The following is a 19,097-nucleotide window of genomic DNA, read 5'->3' as shown; positions in this document are numbered from 1 at the left end:
GACACACGCCAGCGGCGCGCGTCGGTCCCCTGCACCTGCGCCGAACCTCAGCGCTCGCTCACCGATCTCAACGATTCAGCCGTGAAGAAATCGGTCTTGAAACGCGGGTTGCTGACCTGCTCGTACCAGTGAAGGTCCTTGCCCTGGCCAATCGACGACGCGTCGAACACGTAGCGTCCACTGTTGAGGTCGTACTGCGCCATCGGCTCGTTATCGCAGGTGCCACCCAGCTCCCACACCGGGATCGGATAGCTCTCGCGCACCTTCCAGAGCTTGCCCTGCGCGTCATAGTCCTCGCCTACAAGCGCGAGCCAGCTATCCTCGTCCAGGTAGTAAACCTTCTTGGACGCGACGTGACGCGCCGTGGGTTTGAGCGTCGCCTCGACCACCCAGACGCGGTGCACCTCGTAGCGACGATGGTCGGACGCAATGCCATTGAGCGTGGCGACGTCATGCAGCTTGTCCTTGAAGTTGTACATGCCGAAATCGTCGTACGGAACGATCATTTCCTTCTTGCCCACAAGCTTCCAGTTGAAGCGGTCGATGGAGCCGTTGAACATGTTGGATTCGTCGATCAGGTACTGATTCTCGAAGCCGATCAGCGGCGCATCATGCGTATAGGCCGGCATACGCCTCACGCGGCGCTGGCCCGGAAAGTAGTAGTACGTCTCAGAATCCTTGTCGAAATACTGACGCTGCACGAAGGCCTGTCCGGCCAGCGCAGCCGGTGAATCGACCGAGAAGTAGGCGCCCAGGTTGAACTGGTCGACGTCCTGCGGTGTGGTCTTGCCTTCCTTGCCGGCCGGGAAAAAGAACGACTGGGGACCGATTGCGTCGATCCAGTCACTGCTGCCGGGGCGCGGGGCAATGGACGTGACAACCGGCGACCACTCGACGCCCTCGCCGCGATAACGCGTCTCGTAGTTGAGGATCGCTTCGGCGCCGTTCTTCGGCTGCGGGAAGGCCACGCCGGGGAGCACTGCGGCCTGCACCGTCTCGCCATCCGAAGCGAGTTTCGCCGTCGTGAGATTTGCCTTCGAATTCTGCTCGGCAAAATCAGGCAACTGGCACTCGCGATGCGACGGATAGACGTCCATTCGATAGCCCTTCAGTTGCTTGACGAGCTGGATCAGCCCAGGGGAAAGCTTGTCGGCATATTTGTCGACGTTCGATGCATCGATCGTGTACAGGGGCTTTTCATTCTTGTGCTTCCAGAAGTCGCCGCGAATCTTGCCCCACTCCCAACCGGCCGGCGTCGCTTCCCGGCCGGCAAACGCCGGCACGAGCCCGTCCTTGCTGGCCGAGCGCTCCGCGCCTACCGACGTGAGATCGTCGGCAACGGCGGCCCCGGCCACGAGCAGTAAGGCTGCCGCAATGGCCGACAAGGCTCCAATAGTGTGCTTTCTCATCATGACTCTCCTTCCGATTTCAATCTAATTCGCAATACGAAGTGTCAGATTCAATCCTGACGCATCGAGACCAAACCGCTCAACCCTCGCCGCACCCTGCCACGGCCACCGCCCGAATCTCGATGCACAACTCGGGTAATGCCAGTTGTGTTACGCCAACCGCCGTCCACAAGGGAAAGCACGCCGGGAAGTAGGTGTCCTTGACCGCCGAAAAGGCCTCGATTTCGCCGCGCAGATCTGTATGGAACGTGGTCAGCTCCACCACATCAGAAAGGCTCGCGCCCGCCGTCTCGAGCACGGCCTTCAGGGACTCGAAGGCGATACGGGCCTGCGCCGACATTCCTTCGCCGGCTTTCATATCCGGACCGATGCCGACCTGGCCGGAGACCCAGATCGTGTCCCCCACGCGGGTCGCGGGTGAGAAATGGTAGGCGTCGTAGAACGCCTGGAACGGCGGCGGGATGATTGATTGCCGCGTAGTGGACATTGTCATGATGGTGGCCCCTTTGGTCAGATGAGTTGACGGAAACACGGTGCGCGAAACGGATCCCCTTCTCTCAACGCGGCAAGTTCTTCAACGAACAACACACCAGCCGGCGTGAAGCCCGAGAGGCTCGGTTGCGGCAGCGGGCTGAAAACCGCGTCGTCGCCGAAGAAGCGCAGCACGAGCGTGTGGCGATCCGGAAACGCGGTGTCCACCGCGCCGCCACCGTGTAGCACCCCCGGATGCAGCAGCAGGACGTCGCCGGGCTCTGTCGCCCAGGAAATGATTTCGTAAGCAGACGGGCTAACGCGGCGCTCAGCCTCGATATTCGGCAGGCGTGGCCAGACATCGTCGCCATGCAGAGGATCAGTCGGATCTTCAGCATTTTGAAAGGTCGTGCCGTCGTGCCGCGGGCCTCGATGCGATCCCCGCACAATCTCGAGCGCATTCTGTTTGGGTATGGCCTCGAAACTGATCCAGGCATTGCCGAAGTGCATGCCCTCCCATGGCAGGTAGGAAGTGTCCTGATGCCACGGCGAGCGCCCGCTCCTGCCCCCACTTTTGAGGAACAGTTCCTCCGCGAAATACCAGACGTTGTCTGAGCCCCAGAGATCCGCGAACAGTCGGCCGAACGGCAGCTCTCCAGCGAGCTCGTCCAGACGCCCCTTCGCATACGGATTGGCGTTGTCGTTGTGCGTCTTGTGCACTGTGCCGTCGAAGAGGCTGCAGGCCATAGGCCCGGGGTTCTCGATACCCCAGTCGAAGACCTGTCGGCACCGGGCCAACTGTTGCTCGCTGAGAAGGCCCTTGACCAGAACGGCGCCGTCCTCTGCGAACGCCTTGCGCGTGGCTTCCTCCATAGCTGAACTCCTGAATCGTCAACAGGCGACCCGGTTGCAAACGCTTCCTGCGGCGCCTTCGTAGAAAATACTACCAAAGTTAGGTCATAATACAAAAATAAGAAAAAGAAAAAAGACAGGGAATTCCCTGTGTTCTGCGGGTTACGGCCAATGGCGAAGTATCAAACGTGCCCCAGATCCTGCCAGACCAGTTCGCCCGGGCGGCCTTCGCGAACGGATTCGCGTTTCGGCCGTGAGTCTTGTGCGCCGTGCCTTCAAGAAGCAGGCAGCCATGGGTCCAGCTTTTCCATCTTCTGGTCGTAAATCAGGAAGCGCCGGGCCAGCTACTGCTCGCCAGGAAGATCCATGGCCAGATGACACCTTCCTCGTCGAATGCCTCGCATGCCTTCATCGATCGTTGAACCCTTGAAACGTCGTTGTGTGCTCCGGTTGCAATCGCTCCCAGAATAGTCATAGGAAATGGTACCGAAATTAGGTCAGAAAGAAAAACATTGTGCAAGAGGAAAAGAGAGGGTATTCCCGCTCTTCCCATGGTTACTCACTAGCCTGCCAGCCCCACGACAACTCCCGGGAAGCGGTTCCGGCACCCGCAAGCAGCTTGAGCGCTCGAGACCGCCTTTTCAGGCGCGAAGCCAGTGGACACGCCGCCAAAGTTTTTCTTGACGTCGTTGGTATGTTTACCTATCTTAGTCATCATGTACTATCTATTGGTAGCGACGTGCTGCAGGCGAACGAGTTTGCAACTCGCCGCCTTGGCATCGGAGGACATGAAAGCCGGCATGGAGCGGCCTTTGTTGTAAAACCGGCGCCCATTAATGGTGGAAAAAGTAGGAGACGATGATGTCCAGAATTCTCAGCAATTGGATTTATGTGGGCAGCAATGCATACGACGAATACACGTTCGTGCCATGGCTGAACAGGAACGTCTACCGGCGGACCGTAGATTTTAATAAGGTATGCTTACTGTAGCGTCGACGATTCGTTGGCATTGAAGGAAAATTGTGATGGGTATCGAAAAGACTTCGAGCGACCCGGGCATGGCTGGTCGAGCTGGATGAACAAATCAAACGTGAAGAATGCAAGAGCGTGGACAGGTGCCTGCGGCTCACCAACGCTATGCCAACAGCATTCGCGAGTTGGTTGCGAGCGAAACGTGCGCAGCTTGCATTGATCGGGCGCTCGAGCGTCTGGCTTGACGACTCTGCTGTTTTCGCTGCGGAAGGTCTGGGCAGATTGTTTAATTTCTTAAAGACTGAATTGGACAGTACACGATACTCCGATTTTCTACTTTGTTGTTTTCATCTATTCGTCGTCGTGTCGTTCCATGGAAGACCGATTGAACCGATCGTGACCATGGAATATTGAGGAACATAGACCATGTTCACGAACCTGAGCGAAGATTCAATTGGGTGGCTACACACTCTTGCTCGCCGCCTGCGCGACATCGTCCTCTCGGCTATTGTGGTTTTCTGCTCGCTAACGGGGCTGTGTTATGGCGCCGTTGCGCCGGCTTGGCCGACGTCGGCTGAAGCGGTCCACCTGCCGCTAGAGGAAGCACCCACAGCAGAGGAAATCGCAGCTGTTGTGAGTTCTCGTTTTCATATAGGATTACACGACGCCTTGGGAATCGGTCACGCGGTGCTAACTGCGGCAAGGCGTTACACAATCTCGCCGTTGTTATTGCTTGCAGTGATCGCAGTCGAATCTAGTTTCGACCGATTTGCGATAAGTGTTGTTGGCGCCAAGGGACTCATGCAAGTACTTCCATCTCAACACAGAGACCGTGTCCTTCGCACATCCGATTTGACCGACCCGCGCACCAACGTCCATATCGGGTCCGCGATTCTCCGAGACTACATAAGGGCGTCAGGTGGAGACCTCGAGGGCGCGCTATGTCGCTATAGCGGGGGCGCCAAGGGCTATGCACGACGGGTTGCCGATCGCTTGAGCATGATGAAAACGGCATTTGGTCTGTAGACGCAGCCTTGTTTGGATTCGGTTGTGAGGTAGTGCCTGGACGCATCGACCATGTTCCATGGTTATGGCTGCGAGGCTTTGTGCGCGCGCGTCAACCGATCGATGACACTGCGCGCATAACGCTTGTCGTCGATGATCGCGATGCGTCCGCGAGCATGGACAATCATGTAATTTCAGGTCGGCACCCGCTCGTGCAGTTCATGCTTGCCCGGATACCAGTTCGGCGACATGCAGGCTTCGCCCGGCATGAAAGACCACAAGCACCTCGTCGCCATTCTCGACTTCCCGGCATACGTGGCTCGCCCGCGCGACGCACGCGCAGTACGCCCTGACCTCCCTCTCCCATCGCTAGTTCGAAAGGAATGTGTTGGCGTCGAGTCCGCTTTTCCCATACGCGACTAACGTGCCAAACGGATGTTGGGCAATGCCATCACAGGCCGGTGTTGATGCAAGTTAAGCGATGCTCGTGCAGCCAGAACTTCCATGGGGTTTGAAGCCCGTCTCTAAGCATTAAGGCGCAGTGCCGAACTGCTCATCGAAAGCCCGAACAGTTGTGTGTACCGAATTCGCATGTACAAGGAGGGGTAATGGCGAGCTTGCCAGTTCCGAATCCGACACTGGTCATTGCTGGCATCGACGTGGCGAAAGCCACTTTGGACATAGCAGTTGGTGTGACATCCACTCCGTTGACTCTTCCGAATGATCATGTCGGCTTTGACTCCATGCTTGAGAAGTTTGCAGGTCACCACGTCGCGCTGGAGGCGAAGGGGGCCGGGAGATGTCTCCCGAAGGGCTGCGCGATGATCTGCTGGGAAACAGCATGGCGCACGCGGTCTTGAACGGCGCACCGTCGGTGCCATCGCGACACGAAGGCTCCTTTCAGGAGCAGGTGCTGGATGCACTGCACCTGATTGACGAATTTATCGTCGAACTGACGCGGGTGAGAACGATTCTTGATCCGCTCGAAGCGTTGTACCCGGACGATGCGTTCGGCGAAGATTGAGTGTGTGTGGGCGAAACGCTTGCAGGGGTAATCGCGGGACTCAAATGACTCTGAGCGCCTCGGGCGATGTAAGAGCCGCGTTTACTGTGGCTCTCGGAATGTGCCCACACTTCCTGGGTCGTTTCAGGCCGATGCAGGTGGCAAAATCAGCCAAGTCTTAAGGGCACCCCGGATGGCGGCCGAAGCTCGGCCGCCATCCGTGACCGGTGCGCCGAAACGGGAGACGACGGCGCGGCTGCCGTGCCGCCTGCGCGGCTCGCAGCTGGCATGCGCCGGGCGCTTTGCAAACAACCGCGCACGCAGCGCCGCCGCCTGCGCCGTCGCCGTACCTGATGCCGACGTGGGTCTTGCCGGACCGTGTTGTTAGCTGGTGGCCTTCGTTCCACTCACGTCTGTCTCCCTCCTTTCGAGACGCAGATAGGTGTCTGCCGCTACCAGCCCGAACACGATGTGGGCAATGAGGCTCATCCAGCCTCTGGCGTCTGCGAACCACGGAAACAACCGGGTCATGCCGTAGAAGTTGACCAGGTACACGGCGACGCCGAATAAAGCCCCCACCAGCGAGGCCATTCCGATGCTCGAATCAAAGCTGAACGGCGCCATGATCACCGCCAGAATGAGCGCGAAGACGATCGATAGCGCAAAGTGGACGACGAGCGCCACCAGCATGATGCCCGGGTCAAACGTGGCAGGTCGGGCAAGCGCATCACGTCCCAGGGCGATTGCCGCGATCATTTGCGGTGGTCCCCATAGGCTCTGCCCCGTGACCCACATGGCTACGAGCTCGAGCACCAGGAAAACCACGCCAGCGACACACCCGCCGATCACGGCCGCGCGCCAGTCAGGCGTACGGCGAGTGAAATGGTGCGAATGAATGTGAAGTTCCATAGCGACCTCCTTACAGTAAAACAGCTCACCTGTGCCGCTCGCGCGAGCCATCCTGGACGAAATTGGCGCGCCTGCTCCCTGATTCATATATTTCAGGTTCCCGACAGCGTGCCTCGTCGCGCAGCTTCCGCCTTCCACGTCCGTTTCGCACGAAAACCTACTGCTGCTGCTCGATCATCAGATAGCGAACGACCAGCGCCGGATCGACGATTTCCAGAATGAGACGGCGCAGAATGCGATTGCGCATGTGCTCCTCATCCAGCAGCCATGGACCGCCGACGTCGCTCAGATGACGGGAAATCGCGTCGCGCATGGCGTCGCCTTCCGAAGGCGCGTCCAGCCGCACCGCCAGCAGCCCGGCGATTACGTCATCAAGCTCAATGCTCAAAGGCGTGGAATCAATCGTCAAATTCAGCTTCATGTTCACCCAAAATGGAAATCGTGTCCGCCGTAACAGCGAACGGCGCGGACCGGCTATTACGAGATGTCCGTGTATCGGTTCGTCCAAGCCTGGAATCGAGCCGAAGCATGGCATTGCTGCGGCTTACCGCTTCGTCTTCACCTCCTTGAACTCGGCATCGACCACGTCCTCCTCCCTTGTTCCGCCACCGGCCTCTTGACTGGCCGAGCCCTCTGAGCCACTGGCTGCCTGCGACTGCACGTCGGCATACAGCTTTTCGCCGAGCTTCTGCGAGGCCGTGGCGAGCGCATGCACCCGGGCGTCGATCTCGGCCTTGTCGGATCCCTTGAGCGCTCCCTCGAGCTCCTTGATCGCGGCTTCGATCTTTTCCTTCTCACCCGCCTCCAGCTTGTCGCCGTACTCGGTGAGCGCCTTCTTCGTGCTATGCACCAGGGCATCGCCATGGTTACGCGCGTCAACCAGCTCACGCATCCGGTGATCTTCAGCGGCGTGGGCCTCGGCATCCCTCACCATCTTCTGTATTTCCTCCTCGGACAGACCTGAATTGGCCTTGATGGTGATGCGGCTTTCCTTGCCGGTCGCCTTGTCTTTGGCCGACACGTGCAGGATGCCATTCGCGTCGATGTCGAACGTCACCTCGATCTGCGGCACGCCGCGCGGCGATGGTGGGATGCCTTCGAGGCTGAACTCGCCCAGCAGCTTGTTGCCCGTGACCATCTCGCGCTCGCCCTGGTAGACCTTGACCGTCACGGCAGGCTGGTTGTCGTCGGCGGTGGAGAAAATCTCCGAGAATTTGGTCGGGATGGTGGTGTTTTTCTCGATCATCCTGGTCATCACGCCGCCCTGTGTTTCGATGCCGAGCGACAGCGGGGTGACGTCGAGCAGCAGCACGTCCTTGCGCTCACCTGCGAGCACCGCGCCCTGGATGGCCGCGCCCGCCGCCACAGCTTCGTCAGGATTGACGTCCTTGCGCGGCTCGCGGCCGAAAAACGCCCGAACCTTGTCCTGCACCCTGGGCATGCGGGTCATCCCGCCTACCAGAATCACGTCATCGATCCTGTCCACTGCCACGCCGGCGTCCTTCATTGCGATGCGGCATGGCTCCATCGAGCGTTCGATCAGATCTTCCACCAGTGCTTCGAGCTTGGCCCGCGTGAGCTTCAGCGTGAGATGCCTGGGTCCGCTCGCGTCGGCCGTGATATACGGCAGATTGATTTCGGTCTGCTGGGTCGACGACAGCTCGATCTTCGCCTTTTCGGCCGCTTCCTTCAGGCGCTGCAGTGCGAGCACGTCCTTCGACAGGTCGACGCCTTGCTCCTTCTTGAACTCGCCGATGATGTAGTCGATGATGCGCTGGTCGAAGTCCTCGCCGCCGAGGAACGTGTCGCCGTTGGTCGAGAGCACTTCGAACTGCTTCTCGCCCTGCACGTCGGCGATCTCGATGATGGAAATGTCAAAGGTGCCACCGCCGAGGTCGAACACGGCGATCTTGCGGTCACGGTTTTCCTGTTTGTCCAGGCCGAACGCGAGCGCCGCCGCGGTCGGCTCGTTGATGATCCGCCTCACTTCAAGGCCGGCAATACGGCCGGCATCCTTCGTGGCCTGGCGCTGGCTGTCATTGAAATAGGCGGGCACCGTGACGACGGCTTCGGCGACAGGTTCGCGGAGGTATTCCTCGGCGGTCTTCTTCATCTTGCGCAGCACCTCCGCCGATACCTGCGGCGGGGCAAGCTTCTTGTCCTGCGCCTCGACCCACGCATCACCATTGTCGGCCCTGAAAATTCGGAAAGGCATCAGGCCGATGTCCTTCTGCACTTCCTTCTCTTCGAAGCGGCGGCCGATCAGCCGCTTGACGGCAAACAGCGTGTTCTTCGGATTGGTCACAGCCTGGCGCTTCGCCGGTGCGCCGACGAGCACTTCGTCCGCGTCCATGTACGCGACGATCGACGGCGTGGTGCGCGCACCTTCCGAATTTTCGATTACCTTGACCTGATTGCCTTCCATCAGCGCCACGCAAGAGTTCGTAGTGCCGAGGTCGATGCCGATGATCTTGCCCATGGTGTTCACTCGCTCGAACTGTTTTGGGGAAGGTCCCGTGAATCCCGCTCCGTTACGCCGTCATCCCACCGCGCAGTGTCAATGCTCCATGTCGGGCGGCGATACGGCGGGGCGGCCCTCTTCTTTCGGCAACTCCGCCACCACCACGTCCGTAGTGAGGATCAGCCCGGCGACCGACGCGGCATTCTGCAGGGTCGTGCGCGTCACTTTCGTCGGATCGACCACCCCCATCTTCACCAGGTCGCCATAGGTATCGGAGGCCGCGTTCCAGCCGAAGTTGCCGGAGTGCACCAGCACACGATTGAGCACGACCGAGGACTCTTCGCCCGCGTTCAACGCGATCTGGCGCAGCGGTTCCTCCAGCGCGCGCAGCACGATCCTGATGCCGGCATCCTGGTCGGGGTTGGCGCCCCGTAGTTCCTTGAGCGCCGCGCGAGCACGCAACAGCGCAACGCCGCCGCCCGGCACGATGCCTTCCTCGACGGCCGCACGCGTGGCGTGCAGCGCATCCTCCACGCGCGCCTTCCGCTCCTTCATTTCGACTTCGGTGGCCGCGCCTACCTTGATGACCGCGACGCCCCCGGACAGCTTCGCGATGCGCTCCTGCAACTTCTCCCGGTCAAAGTCGCTCGTCGTCTCTTCGATCTGACGCCGGATCGTCTGAATGCGTCCGTCGATCGTCTTGCGCTCGCCCGCGCCGTCGATGATCGTGGTGGCCTCCTTCTCGACCTCCACCCGCTTGGCCCGTCCGAGGTCTTCCAGCGCCACCTTCTCGAGCTGCTTGCCGGTTTCCTCCGAAATCACTAGGCCGCCGGTCAGCGTCGCGATGTCTTCCAGCATCGCCTTGCGGCGATCGCCGAAGCCCGGCGCCTTCACCGCCACCGTCTTGAGGATGCCGCGCAGCGAGTTCACCACGAGCGTGGTCAGAGCCTCACCCTCGACGTCCTCGGCGATGATCAGCAACGGCTTGCCCGCCTTGGCGACCGCTTCCAGCCCGGGCAGCAGGTCGTGGATGCTTGGGATCTTCCTGTCATGCACGAGAATGTACGGTTCATCGAGCACGGCGAGCTGCTTCTCTGGATCGGTAATGAAATACGGCGAAAGCCAGCCGCGATCGAACTGCATGCCTTCGACTACCTCCAGCTCGCTCTGCAGCGACTTGCCTTCTTCAAGGATGATCGCGCCGTCCTTGCCGACCTTTCCCATCGCTTCGGCGATAATCTGGCCAATCTCCTCATCCGCATTCGCCGAGATGGTGCCGACCTGGGTGATTTCCTTGCTGGTCGTCACGGCTTTCGAGAGCTTCCTGAGCTCCTCGACGATGACCGCCGCGGCCTGGTCGATGCCGCGCTTCAGGTCCATCGGATTCAGGCCGGCAGCGACGTACTTCATGCCTTCCCGCACCATGACCTGGGCCAGCACGGTGGCGGTGGTCGTGCCATCACCGGCGACATCGGAGGTCTTCGCGGCGACCTGCCTGACCATCTGCGCGCCCATGTTCTCGAACCTGTCGCGCAGTTCGATCTGCTTCGCCACGGTCACGCCGTCCTTGGTGACCGTCGGTGCGCCGAACGATCGCTCGAGCACGACGTTGCGTCCCCGTGGACCGAGCGTGACCTTGACCGCGTCGGCAAGCAGATTGACGCCCGTCAGAATGCGGTGGCGGGCGAGATTGTGAAACCAGACGTCCTTGGCTGCCATTTTCCGGTTCCTCCCGACATGTCAGACAAAATGCAACACCGTGCGATGGCGCCGCCATCGATCTCCTCATGAAGCGGAATCCGCGGTCGCCACCGCCAGTAGGTCAGCTTCGCGCATGACCAGCAGCTCTTCGCCTTCGACCTTGATGGCGGTGCCGGCATACTTGCCGAACAGCACGCGGTCGCCCACCTTGACGTCCGGTTCGCAACGGCGGCCATCCTCGAGCCGCGTGCCGGGGCCGACGGCAATCACTTCTCCGTGGTCGGGTTTTTCGGCCGCCGTATCGGGGATGACGATGCCTGCTGCGGTCCTGCGCTCCTGTTCCTGCCGCCTGACCACGACCCGATCATGCAAAGGACAGATTTTCATGGTTGGCTCCGTATCGTCAGATATGGGGATTCGGTTGCATGCCGAATCGACTGCATGGCGATTCCGCGCGGGGTGCTCAGCCAGCTGTCAACGCGGAGCGCCTGATCACCGATCTTCCGCGGGCTGACCAGGTCCCCTGGCCGGGGGCAACAGACGCACCTTTTGCACGTCCCGACGCCCGGCGCGTCCGCGGCGCACCGGCCTCGGACGCCGGCGTGCATGCGATGGGATCGCTGGCCGGAAAGGTTTCCCGCAGCGCCTCGTCGAGCAGCGCATCTGTGTCGGCGATGCCCGAGTGTGGCGTCCTGATTGTCTTCATCATTCACCTCCATGCCGAGTACGCGGGCGCATCGCCCCGCGTTGCGTCATCGAACTCCCGGGTCAGCCGGGACGCCGGTGGCGGCATGCCCGCCATGATGTAGTCTCCGGCCACGCCTGCGTCCCGCGGCGTGAGTCGCAGCTCGCCGAGTCGAGCCTTGAGAAACGCGTCGGCATCCACGAGCCAGTGCTCGAGTTCCTGCTCGCTGGTGCCGAGCACCTGAGCAGCAGAGGCTCGGGGCACGGCTTCCATCCGGCACAGCACCAGCGCCTGGCGCCACGACGTCGGCATGTCTGCAACAAGCGCCGCCACGAGTCGACGCGTTTCCTTTGCGCTCAATTCCTCTTCGGGCGTGCCGTCGGCCGCCGACATCACGTCCTCGAGTCGCAGCACTTCGTCGGGTTGCCAGTATTCGAACAGGATCTCGTCATCGTCTTCGTGCGGCTCGCGCAACTGAACCGGCGGTCTGCCTTCCAGGGAGATCCAGCGGCCCTCGTCGGTCTGCCGGCGGCTCACGTCCTCGGCGAGCAAGTCGAGCGCGATCTGGTAGAGCCACTGTCTCGGCTCGAGCTTGCGTGGACGCCGCGCGAGTCTTTCGCAGGCGCGGGCCAGCGTCTCGTCGACGACCTCATCCACGGCGGGGTCCCCAGGTGCGAGGTCGCCGCGCGCCTGCAGGTAGGCGAGTTCGCGCTCCACGAAGCGCTTGAGCTCCGGCAGCAATGGGCGCACGAGCTCGCTGAACAGCGCTAGCCCGGCTGCGACCGGACCGGCCGCCGCGCCTTTGAGCCGCCGCAACCCGGCGCGGCGCTCCTTGCGGCGCCAGTTGTCCTCGTGACGCAGGTGGGCGCTGTGGCGCTCGAGTTGCCGCTCCAGTTCCACGAAGGACAGTTCGAGGGCTTTTTCGAGTTCGGGCGACTCGTCCGAGCAGGCGAGCGTGGCACTCGGCAATCCGAGCCGGAGCCTTGCCCGGTAGAGACTGCGATGGCCGCTTCGTTCGAGGGTCGCACGCAACCGGACGAGTTCGGCGGGGAAGTGTGACAGGTGCGGCTGGAGGTGTCGGCCGAGGAGATTGCCAACCAATCGTTCCAGGTCGGGGCGGGCAAGCTCCGAAATGTTCCGGTAACTGATCGCCGTTTTCATGACAGTCCTGCACGTCTTCCAGTGGCCGCCGCATCGGAGGCGGCCGTCACTCCCTCAGGGGCGGGCGCGCGATCGCCGGCGGGACCACCGGCCCGACGCTTGCGCTGCGAGGCTCACCGTATCCGGTGAGGTTTCGCTTCGCACCCCTGACTCTGCCCGCTCGCTGTGTTTCCCAGACACTCGTCATCCGACGTCACGGGCATACGCCATTTGCCCTTCATCGCTATCCGGGCTGGCAACACAAAATATAAAAACAGTGGCGAAAAAATCAAGGGCCGCGATGCATTGCTGGACGTCGCAGGCGACTGCGAGGACATCCGCCCGAGCGGGCGGATTGAAGGCGCAGAAAATGGACACCGCGCACGGGTCGTGCATGCGCCTTCGAAGCTCTCCTGTCGGGTCAGTAGATCGGAAACACGAAGTCCGGCGTCGGTGCAAACTGGATTCCGGAATCCGGACAGGTGATGCGCCCTCTCACCGCAACCCGCTGGTTCAGATATGGCAACAGCAGCAAGTGTTCGGTGGTGCCGGCCTGACCGAGCAGGATGTCGGTCACAACCTTGTCGCTGCACGGTGAAGCGGCCGGGCGATCCAGCCGGATCGTCGTATAGTCTCCCGGCGCGAACTGCCCGTTGCCCCGCTGGATCGTGCCGGCGATCCAGATGTCCTGCTGGATTGGCAATGCCCGCGGCAGTGGCGCAATAGCAACCACCGCTGCAGGGAAGGCGCCCGCGGCCAGGGCGGTCGCGGCGAGTAACCCGTGTGATCGTATTTTCATGGTGATGCTCCCATTCCGCGACAGACGCCGCCGCGTCCGCACTCGCCGGCAGGAGACGAGAGCCGGCGCCTGCCGGACGGCGGGACGCAGGCTCGATCATTGGATCGGCGGTGCTACACCAATCTTCTCTGACAACATCCGCTCGTAGACACCAAAGTGCAGATCGACCTCCTTCTGCGTAACATGTGTGACCGTGATGTTGATCTGGTCAGGTAACAGGCCCAGCACGACCGCCACCGCGGCTTCAAGTTGCGGTGCACAAACCTTGTCTTCCACCATCGTCGTGCCGACCAGCACGTCGTAGGTCTTTTCCTGCCGACAGACGACCTCGACGAGTCGCGCCCGTGCGCTCATGTTGTTGTCGATCGCGAGCCTGACGACCTCCACCACGGTGCGCATCGTCTCGGTCGGAAAGCCCTTCGTCGAGCGCAGCCGGATACGATGCCTGCCCAGCGTAAGCCAGTCCGTGTCGAATTCCATGACGTCCTCCATATGCAGTTCCGAGCCGCTGCGATGATAGGTTCCAGCGCCGAAATTTCAAGTGCAAAAATCTGCCGACGCCCCTTGAAATTTTCTGCAGAGTTCCTATCTTAAGTTTCGCTCAGGCAGCCGCGCGGATCGCTTCATTCCGTGCGCTGCGTGTTTCGATTTGTTTGTCAGCAGTCTGGCAGGCGAACTGGAGCGCGTAGGCCCGTTCGCCTCCCGGCTGCACTCAAGGAGGATACGATCATGAGCGATCTTTACTTCGGAACCGACCTCTTCGGCGAGTTTGACCGCCTGCAGCAGCAGATGGCGCAACTCTTCGGCGGTTTCCCGTCCAGCATCCGCGCCGGCCGTTTCGGCGCGTTTCCTCAGATCAACATCGGTGCGACCGACGAGTCGATCGAGATTGTCGCCTTCGCCCCAGGGATCAACGCCACCGAACTCGACGTATCGGTCGACAAGGGCCTGCTGACCATCAGCGGCGAACGCAAATCGACACAACCTGACACTGGCAGCGAGACGCGCACCTATGCGCAGGAGCGCTTTGCCGGCATCTTCCGGCGCGTCATCGAGCTGCCGGAGACCGCCGATCCCGATAAGGTCCAGGCGCGCTACGAAAATGGCTGCCTGTCGATCAGCATCGGCAAGCGCGAATCGTCCAAGCCGCGCGCCATCACTGTCCAGTAATCCGAGGAGCCGATCATGACTGACACGACCCAACTGGCTGAACGCGACCAATCCACATTAGCGCGTCGCGACACTGAACAGCCCACGCGCCGGATCACGCTCACCCCGGCCGTCGACATATACGAGGACCCCCAGGGCGTCACGCTGTGGGCCGATCTGCCCGGCGTGACGAAGGACAAGCTGGACGTCAAAGTTCACGACAGCAGCCTCTCGATCGAGGCCGAGGCGGTGGTGCCGACGCGGGCAAACCTGCGGCTGCAACATGCCGAGGTCCGCGAACCGCACTTCGCCCGGACGTTCACGCTGTCACCGGACTTCGATACGTCAAAGATCGAGGCGAGCATCCAGGACGGGGTGCTGAAGCTGACGATCCCACGCCGCGACGAGGCTCGCCCACGGCGCATTGAAGTCAAGACCAGCTGACCCGTCAGCAACGGCAGGCCAGGAGCATGGGCGGCAGCGATTGCGCTGCCGCCGCCGCGAACCAGGAGCAGGGAGCCCGGTGTCTGATGTCACGAAGGAGTCCTGGAAAGGACATGTGATCCATATCCGCACCATTCCCGTGCGACAGATCGTGACACGCATGTCCACACCGGACGGCTATATCGCCATTGTCCGGATCGACCAGAACGACGAGTTGCTGGCCGACTGGCATCTGCCGCGCTTCAGCGAACGCTGGACTAGCGCGGCCGAAGCGCAGCGCGATGCGGTCGAGTACGCGGTGAAACTGATCGATCGCGGGGTGCTTGGGGCAATCGAAGCTCAGGGCGCGCTCGCTACCTGATGCGCTGGCCGTCACGCTCAAAACAGATTGAAGCTGAATCGGAGGACGCTATGAATACCGATCTGAAAAAGTGGAACCCCTTCAAGTTCCTTCGCGGAGCTGCCCGCAAGTCCGATGCAGAAGGCCCGGAAAGCCCACCGACAAGCGAACAGTGGCGAGCCTCATGGCCTGACATTCCGCGACTGTTCTCACGCGAACCGTGGCGTGCGGTGGAGGAGTTCTTTCATGACCCGTTTGCAGGCCGTGGCGCGCTCGAACGATGGTTTGGCGACTTCAGTTCATCGCGCTTCCAGCCGCGCATCGACGTCGTCGATGAAGGGCAGGTGCTGCGCGTGACCGCCGAACTGCCCGGAATGGAGCGCGAAGACCTGAATGTGAGCGTCGAGGACGGGGCGATCGTGCTGCGCGGCGAGAAAAAGCAGGATGTGCGCAGCGAGGAAAACGGCTGCTACCGGCTGGAGCGCGCCCATGGAAGCTTCACGCGCACGATCCCGATGCCGGAAAACGCCGACCCCAATCATGCCTTGGCAAAGTTTGACAACGGTGTACTCACGTTGACCGTGCCAAAATCCGAGCCGGCGCGGTCCGCCAGTCGCACGATCGATATCGGCTAGGGCAGGCACGCAAGAAGTGCCATGATGGCGGGCGGATATCGGGCGAGCCGGGCCGTTAGCTCAGCTGGTAGAGCAGCGGACTTTTAATCCGTTGGTCACTGGTTCGACTCCAGTACGGCCCACATCCAACTGCATATGCCGACGCCACTCGACAAATGTACTCCGAGCCTCTGATTGGCTGCGGGGATCGGCTAGAAGGGTTTTGTCGCAATAAGAATGAGAGGATGAAGCAGGCCCAGTATGTATAGCACTACTTATATCGCCAGAAAATAGAACTGCTCGGCAGCGGTTCGCGCAACACCGTGGTCCTGCATCTGCCCCTTCCTGATCATATGCATCACTTCGATACCAGACAGGATGATGCGGGCGCAACGAAAATTCTTGAACCCGAGCATGGGTCGGGTGCGCCGCTTGATCGCGCGGTGGTCCTGCTCGATGATGTTGTTCAGGTACTTCGTCTGGCGGATCTTGATCGGTGTTTCGCGCTCGGCATTGATGGATTCCAGTGCGGCCAGATTGACGCCACTTTTGTCAATCGTCACTGTCTCGGGTTCGCCGTTCTGAACGATCGATTTTTCGAAGTAACGCTTTGCTGCAGCTTTATCCCGATGGGCCCGCAGCAGGAAATCGATGGTGTTGCCGGCCTTGTCGACGGCTCGATACAAATATTTCCACTGGCCCTTGACCTTAATGTAGGTCTCGTCGACGCGCCAGCTCTTGCCGACCGGGCGCTTGTTGCGGCGAAACGCTTTCTCCAGCACCGGCAACAGCTTGAGCGCCCAGCGATGCACGGTTGAATGATCGACCGCGATGCCTCGCTCCGCCATCATTTCTTCCAGGTTCCGCAGGCTTAGCGAATAGGACACGTACCAGCGCACGCACGTCAGGATTACATCAAGCGGGTAATGCAAGCGCTTGAGCACGCGCGCCACTGCTGGATTCAGGCTCTGCGTCATCGATCACATTGTTCGTCTTCACCGCTTGAGCATAGCAGAACGCCTTATTGCGACAAAACCGCACCTCTCGCCGCAACCCATCATCATCGTCTCTCAGGCCGTCACACACGGTCTGCGAGTATTGGAGAAGTTCGTCTCGATCCAACTACCCGGCTCCCAGTATCACGCATGTGCCTTCTTTCATACACGTCCATGCATTGCTAGACTGCCGCAACGTATTCCTTAGTAGGCTAGACGATGAACCAAACAGATCCTAACGCTACGTCTCAAAACATTCTCGTGCTCGGTGCCGGGGAACTCGGGCTCCCGGTGCTGCGCAATCTTGCGCGCCGCGCGAAGGACGTGGACGGTGCGAAGATCAACGTGCTGCTGCGCGCAAGTGCCGTTGAGTCCAATGCACCCGGCAAGCGACATGATATCGGGGAGATCCGAGATCTTGGGATCGAGATCGTCGTAGGCGATCTTGTGAAGAGGTCCATCGATGAGCTCGCCGTAATATTCGCGCGATATGACACGGTAATCGGCTGCGCGGGCTACGCAGCCGGCATCGACACGCCAATGAAGTTGGCGCGGGCTGCCTTGCAGGCGCGAATCCCGAGGTACTTCCCCTGGCAGTTCGGGGTCGATTTTGACGTGATCGGTCGCGGCAGTCCACAGGACATCTTCGACGCACAGTTGGACGTGCGCGAGTTGCTGCGCAGTCAGCACCAGACTGAGTGGGTTATCATCTCGACCGGCATGTTCATGAGCTACCTGTTTGAGCCGGACTTCAGTGTTGTTGACCTGCAAAACGACGCAGTCCACGCCCTGGGCAGCCTCGACACCGCTGTGACGCTGACGACGCCCGATGATATCGGAGCGCTGACTGCCGCGATCGTGTTCGCCAAACCCCGTATCCGGAACGAGATCGTGTATCTAGCCGGCGACACCGTGACTTACGGGGAGGTCGCCGACAAGCTGCAAGCGGCCCTCGGCCGCCCCTTCAGCCGTTCGGAGTGGAGCGTGCAGTATTTGCTGGACGAACTGGCGCGCGACCCGCACGACATGATGCGTAAGTATCGTGCGGCTTTTGCTCAAGGGCGCGGTGTCGCATGGGACAAGAGTGGGACGTTCAATCAACATCGCGCCATTCCGGTCACCGATGTGGCATCGTGGATCAATGCAAACCTTACTTCAGGCCGCAGCGAGTAATCGTGAGTCCGACCAGCCGGGCAAACGGCATCGACGACAGCCCCCCGAACAGAAAGCCCGACCCCAGCGATAGGTGCGGGTTCCCGAACTCCGTACTGACTTCACCCGAATTCTGCTCGGCGAAGTCGGCGTGTGAAAGCAATATGACAGGTGGCGGAAGTTGCTTGTCAGCGGTCGTTGCGCTCGAGATGGCCGAGCAGACCGACGTGTGACTGACGCGGCCGGACGGCCATCGGACGCTGTCCGGCCACGTGCAGCCATTCGCCTGCGCTTTCCTGCGGACATTCACGCGTCGGCTCCGCCTTGGCAACAGACCTTCGCGCACCGACCAACTCCGTCTCGTCGTCGAAACGAGCCGCTCTCGTTCAAAGGTTTTGCGAAGGCTGGGGCGTGGCCCACAGAGCGGCAGCGCAATCGCGCGGAAGCCATGAATGATTTCCCAAGGTCATGAAAAAGCGTCGCCGAACGGGTGAACGCGCGCGAGGTCGGTATACCATGCCAGGCTGCCGGAGAATTCGCACAATTGATGGCGAATTTTCGTTGCGAGCTTCCCTCCCGCGTGAACGGGAGAAAGATATGATCAATCCTGCCGCCGCACGCCTGCTCATTGCGGACAATGACGAACATGGAGCCGAACTCAACATTCTTGTTCAAAAGCGGCGCGACAAAGCCGCAGCTAAACGCTTCTTCAAGCGTGTGCTGCGTTCCAGCCCGGTGCCGCGCGAGATCGTCACCGATCAGTTGCGCAGCCATCCGGCCGCAAAAGCCGAGATTCCAGAACTTGTGAACGTAAAGCACGTGTTCGTCAAAGCTGCAGCGAGACTGAACAACCGGGCCGAAAACAGCCAATGTCAAACGCAATCTCAAGTTGATACAGCGTCGGACGCAAACGCAATTTAAATTTGATACACCTGCGCATACGGTTATTAGCTGAGTGCTGCCTCCTTCGAATTGCGTTTGCGTTTGACGTCGTCC

The 19,097-nt window shown here is 60.7% G+C and carries 19 protein-coding genes, 1 tRNA gene and 4 pseudogenes; 9 read left to right on the top strand and 15 right to left on the bottom strand.

The window, feature by feature from the left end:
* Positions 1–47: 47 nt before the first annotated feature.
* From A6V37_RS26120 to A6V37_RS26110, 3 genes are all read right to left on the bottom strand, one after another.
* A complete protein-coding gene (locus tag A6V37_RS26120) occupies positions 48–1,412 on the bottom strand; it encodes a DUF1329 domain-containing protein (protein ID WP_064269523.1) in 1,365 nt (454 codons plus the stop codon).
* Positions 1,413–1,488: 76 nt separating this feature from the next.
* Positions 1,489–1,902, bottom strand: coding sequence for a RidA family protein (locus A6V37_RS26115; RefSeq protein ID WP_064269522.1), 414 nt, complete (start codon positions 1,900–1,902; stop codon positions 1,489–1,491).
* 17 nt (positions 1,903–1,919) lie between these two features.
* Positions 1,920–2,753, bottom strand: a complete 834-nt coding sequence (locus A6V37_RS26110) for a phytanoyl-CoA dioxygenase family protein (RefSeq protein WP_064269521.1) — start codon at positions 2,751–2,753, stop codon at positions 1,920–1,922.
* A 1,377-nt stretch (positions 2,754–4,130) separates the two neighbouring features.
* Between A6V37_RS26110 and A6V37_RS26105 the strand changes: the two genes are divergently transcribed.
* A complete protein-coding gene (locus tag A6V37_RS26105; protein WP_064269520.1) occupies positions 4,131–4,730 on the top strand; it encodes a lytic transglycosylase domain-containing protein in 600 nt (199 codons plus the stop codon).
* Between the two features lie 65 nt (positions 4,731–4,795).
* Here the strand turns inward: A6V37_RS26105 and A6V37_RS42535 are convergent.
* A pseudogene (locus A6V37_RS42535) lies at positions 4,796–5,156 on the bottom strand (FMN-binding negative transcriptional regulator); the annotation flags it as partial.
* Between the two features lie 358 nt (positions 5,157–5,514).
* On the opposite strand from A6V37_RS42535, the pseudogene A6V37_RS26100 reads away from it, so the two are divergent.
* Positions 5,515–5,733 (top strand): annotated as a pseudogene (locus tag A6V37_RS26100) (transposase); the annotation flags it as partial.
* A gap of 363 nt (positions 5,734–6,096) precedes the next feature.
* Here A6V37_RS26100 and A6V37_RS26090 read toward each other — a convergent pair.
* The 8 genes from A6V37_RS26090 to A6V37_RS26045 all read right to left on the bottom strand — a co-directional run bounded on the left by A6V37_RS26090 (position 6,097) and on the right by A6V37_RS26045 (position 13,887).
* Positions 6,097–6,621: a hypothetical protein gene (locus A6V37_RS26090; protein ID WP_064269519.1), complete on the bottom strand. Its 525-nt coding sequence runs from the start codon at positions 6,619–6,621 to the stop codon at positions 6,097–6,099.
* A gap of 157 nt (positions 6,622–6,778) precedes the next feature.
* Positions 6,779–7,042 carry a hypothetical protein gene (locus tag A6V37_RS26085; RefSeq protein WP_064269518.1) on the bottom strand — a complete coding sequence of 88 codons (264 nt, stop codon included), beginning with the start codon at positions 7,040–7,042 and terminating at the stop codon, positions 6,779–6,781.
* Between the two features lie 123 nt (positions 7,043–7,165).
* Positions 7,166–9,100 (bottom strand): molecular chaperone DnaK, encoded by a 1,935-nt coding sequence (dnaK, locus tag A6V37_RS26080; RefSeq protein ID WP_064286460.1) that lies wholly within the window; start codon positions 9,098–9,100, stop codon positions 7,166–7,168.
* A gap of 78 nt (positions 9,101–9,178) precedes the next feature.
* Positions 9,179–10,801 carry a chaperonin GroEL gene (groL, locus tag A6V37_RS26075; RefSeq protein WP_064269516.1) on the bottom strand — a complete coding sequence of 541 codons (1,623 nt, stop codon included), beginning with the start codon at positions 10,799–10,801 and terminating at the stop codon, positions 9,179–9,181.
* 66 nt (positions 10,802–10,867) lie between these two features.
* The gene (locus A6V37_RS26070; protein ID WP_064269515.1) at positions 10,868–11,170 is read right to left on the bottom strand and encodes a co-chaperone GroES; all 303 of its coding nucleotides are present in this window, start codon (positions 11,168–11,170) and stop codon (positions 10,868–10,870) included.
* Between the two features lie 322 nt (positions 11,171–11,492).
* On the bottom strand, positions 11,493–12,629 hold the full coding sequence (locus tag A6V37_RS26060) for a hypothetical protein (protein WP_064269513.1): 1,137 nt from the start codon (positions 12,627–12,629) through the stop codon (positions 11,493–11,495).
* Positions 12,630–13,029: 400 nt separating this feature from the next.
* Positions 13,030–13,407, bottom strand: coding sequence for a hypothetical protein (locus tag A6V37_RS26050; protein WP_064269511.1), 378 nt, complete (start codon positions 13,405–13,407; stop codon positions 13,030–13,032).
* Positions 13,408–13,503: 96 nt separating this feature from the next.
* Positions 13,504–13,887, bottom strand: a complete 384-nt coding sequence (locus tag A6V37_RS26045) for a hypothetical protein (protein ID WP_064269510.1) — start codon at positions 13,885–13,887, stop codon at positions 13,504–13,506.
* A gap of 249 nt (positions 13,888–14,136) precedes the next feature.
* Between A6V37_RS26045 and A6V37_RS26040 the strand changes: the two genes are divergently transcribed.
* The 5 genes from A6V37_RS26040 to A6V37_RS26020 all read left to right on the top strand — a co-directional run bounded on the left by A6V37_RS26040 (position 14,137) and on the right by A6V37_RS26020 (position 16,097).
* Positions 14,137–14,577: an Hsp20/alpha crystallin family protein gene (locus A6V37_RS26040; RefSeq protein WP_064269509.1), complete on the top strand. Its 441-nt coding sequence runs from the start codon at positions 14,137–14,139 to the stop codon at positions 14,575–14,577.
* A gap of 15 nt (positions 14,578–14,592) precedes the next feature.
* The gene (locus tag A6V37_RS26035; protein ID WP_064269508.1) at positions 14,593–15,000 is read left to right on the top strand and encodes an Hsp20/alpha crystallin family protein; all 408 of its coding nucleotides are present in this window, start codon (positions 14,593–14,595) and stop codon (positions 14,998–15,000) included.
* Positions 15,001–15,079: 79 nt separating this feature from the next.
* A complete protein-coding gene (locus tag A6V37_RS26030) occupies positions 15,080–15,361 on the top strand; it encodes a DUF6566 family protein (RefSeq protein WP_064269507.1) in 282 nt (93 codons plus the stop codon).
* A gap of 50 nt (positions 15,362–15,411) precedes the next feature.
* Positions 15,412–15,975, top strand: coding sequence for an Hsp20/alpha crystallin family protein (locus A6V37_RS26025; RefSeq protein ID WP_064286459.1), 564 nt, complete (start codon positions 15,412–15,414; stop codon positions 15,973–15,975).
* A 49-nt stretch (positions 15,976–16,024) separates the two neighbouring features.
* Positions 16,025–16,097, top strand: a tRNA-Lys gene (locus A6V37_RS26020).
* 132 nt (positions 16,098–16,229) lie between these two features.
* Here the strand turns inward: A6V37_RS26020 and A6V37_RS26015 are convergent.
* Positions 16,230–16,931 (bottom strand): IS6 family transposase, encoded by a 702-nt coding sequence (locus A6V37_RS26015; protein WP_064269505.1) that lies wholly within the window; start codon positions 16,929–16,931, stop codon positions 16,230–16,232.
* A gap of 61 nt (positions 16,932–16,992) precedes the next feature.
* Positions 16,993–17,076, bottom strand: a pseudogene (locus tag A6V37_RS43055) (winged helix-turn-helix transcriptional regulator); the annotation flags it as partial.
* A gap of 92 nt (positions 17,077–17,168) precedes the next feature.
* Here A6V37_RS43055 and A6V37_RS26010 point away from each other — a divergent pair.
* Complete coding sequence (locus A6V37_RS26010) at positions 17,169–18,122, top strand: aromatic alcohol reductase (protein WP_064269504.1); 954 nt, start codon at positions 17,169–17,171, stop codon at positions 18,120–18,122.
* Here the strand turns inward: A6V37_RS26010 and A6V37_RS41520 are convergent.
* On the bottom strand, positions 18,100–18,411 hold the full coding sequence (locus A6V37_RS41520; protein ID WP_167361450.1) for a hypothetical protein: 312 nt from the start codon (positions 18,409–18,411) through the stop codon (positions 18,100–18,102). The two genes, A6V37_RS26010 and A6V37_RS41520, sit on opposite strands and share 23 nt — an antisense overlap.
* A gap of 329 nt (positions 18,412–18,740) precedes the next feature.
* Here A6V37_RS41520 and A6V37_RS26005 point away from each other — a divergent pair.
* Positions 18,741–18,989, top strand: a pseudogene (locus tag A6V37_RS26005) (DDE-type integrase/transposase/recombinase); the annotation flags it as partial.
* Between the last annotated feature and the right edge of the window lie 108 nt (positions 18,990–19,097).

It is taken from the genome of Paraburkholderia ginsengiterrae, from assembly GCF_001645125.1.
GTDB lineage: Bacteria > Pseudomonadota > Gammaproteobacteria > Burkholderiales > Burkholderiaceae > Paraburkholderia > Paraburkholderia ginsengiterrae.
This window is presented reverse-complemented; position numbering and strand designations above follow the sequence as displayed.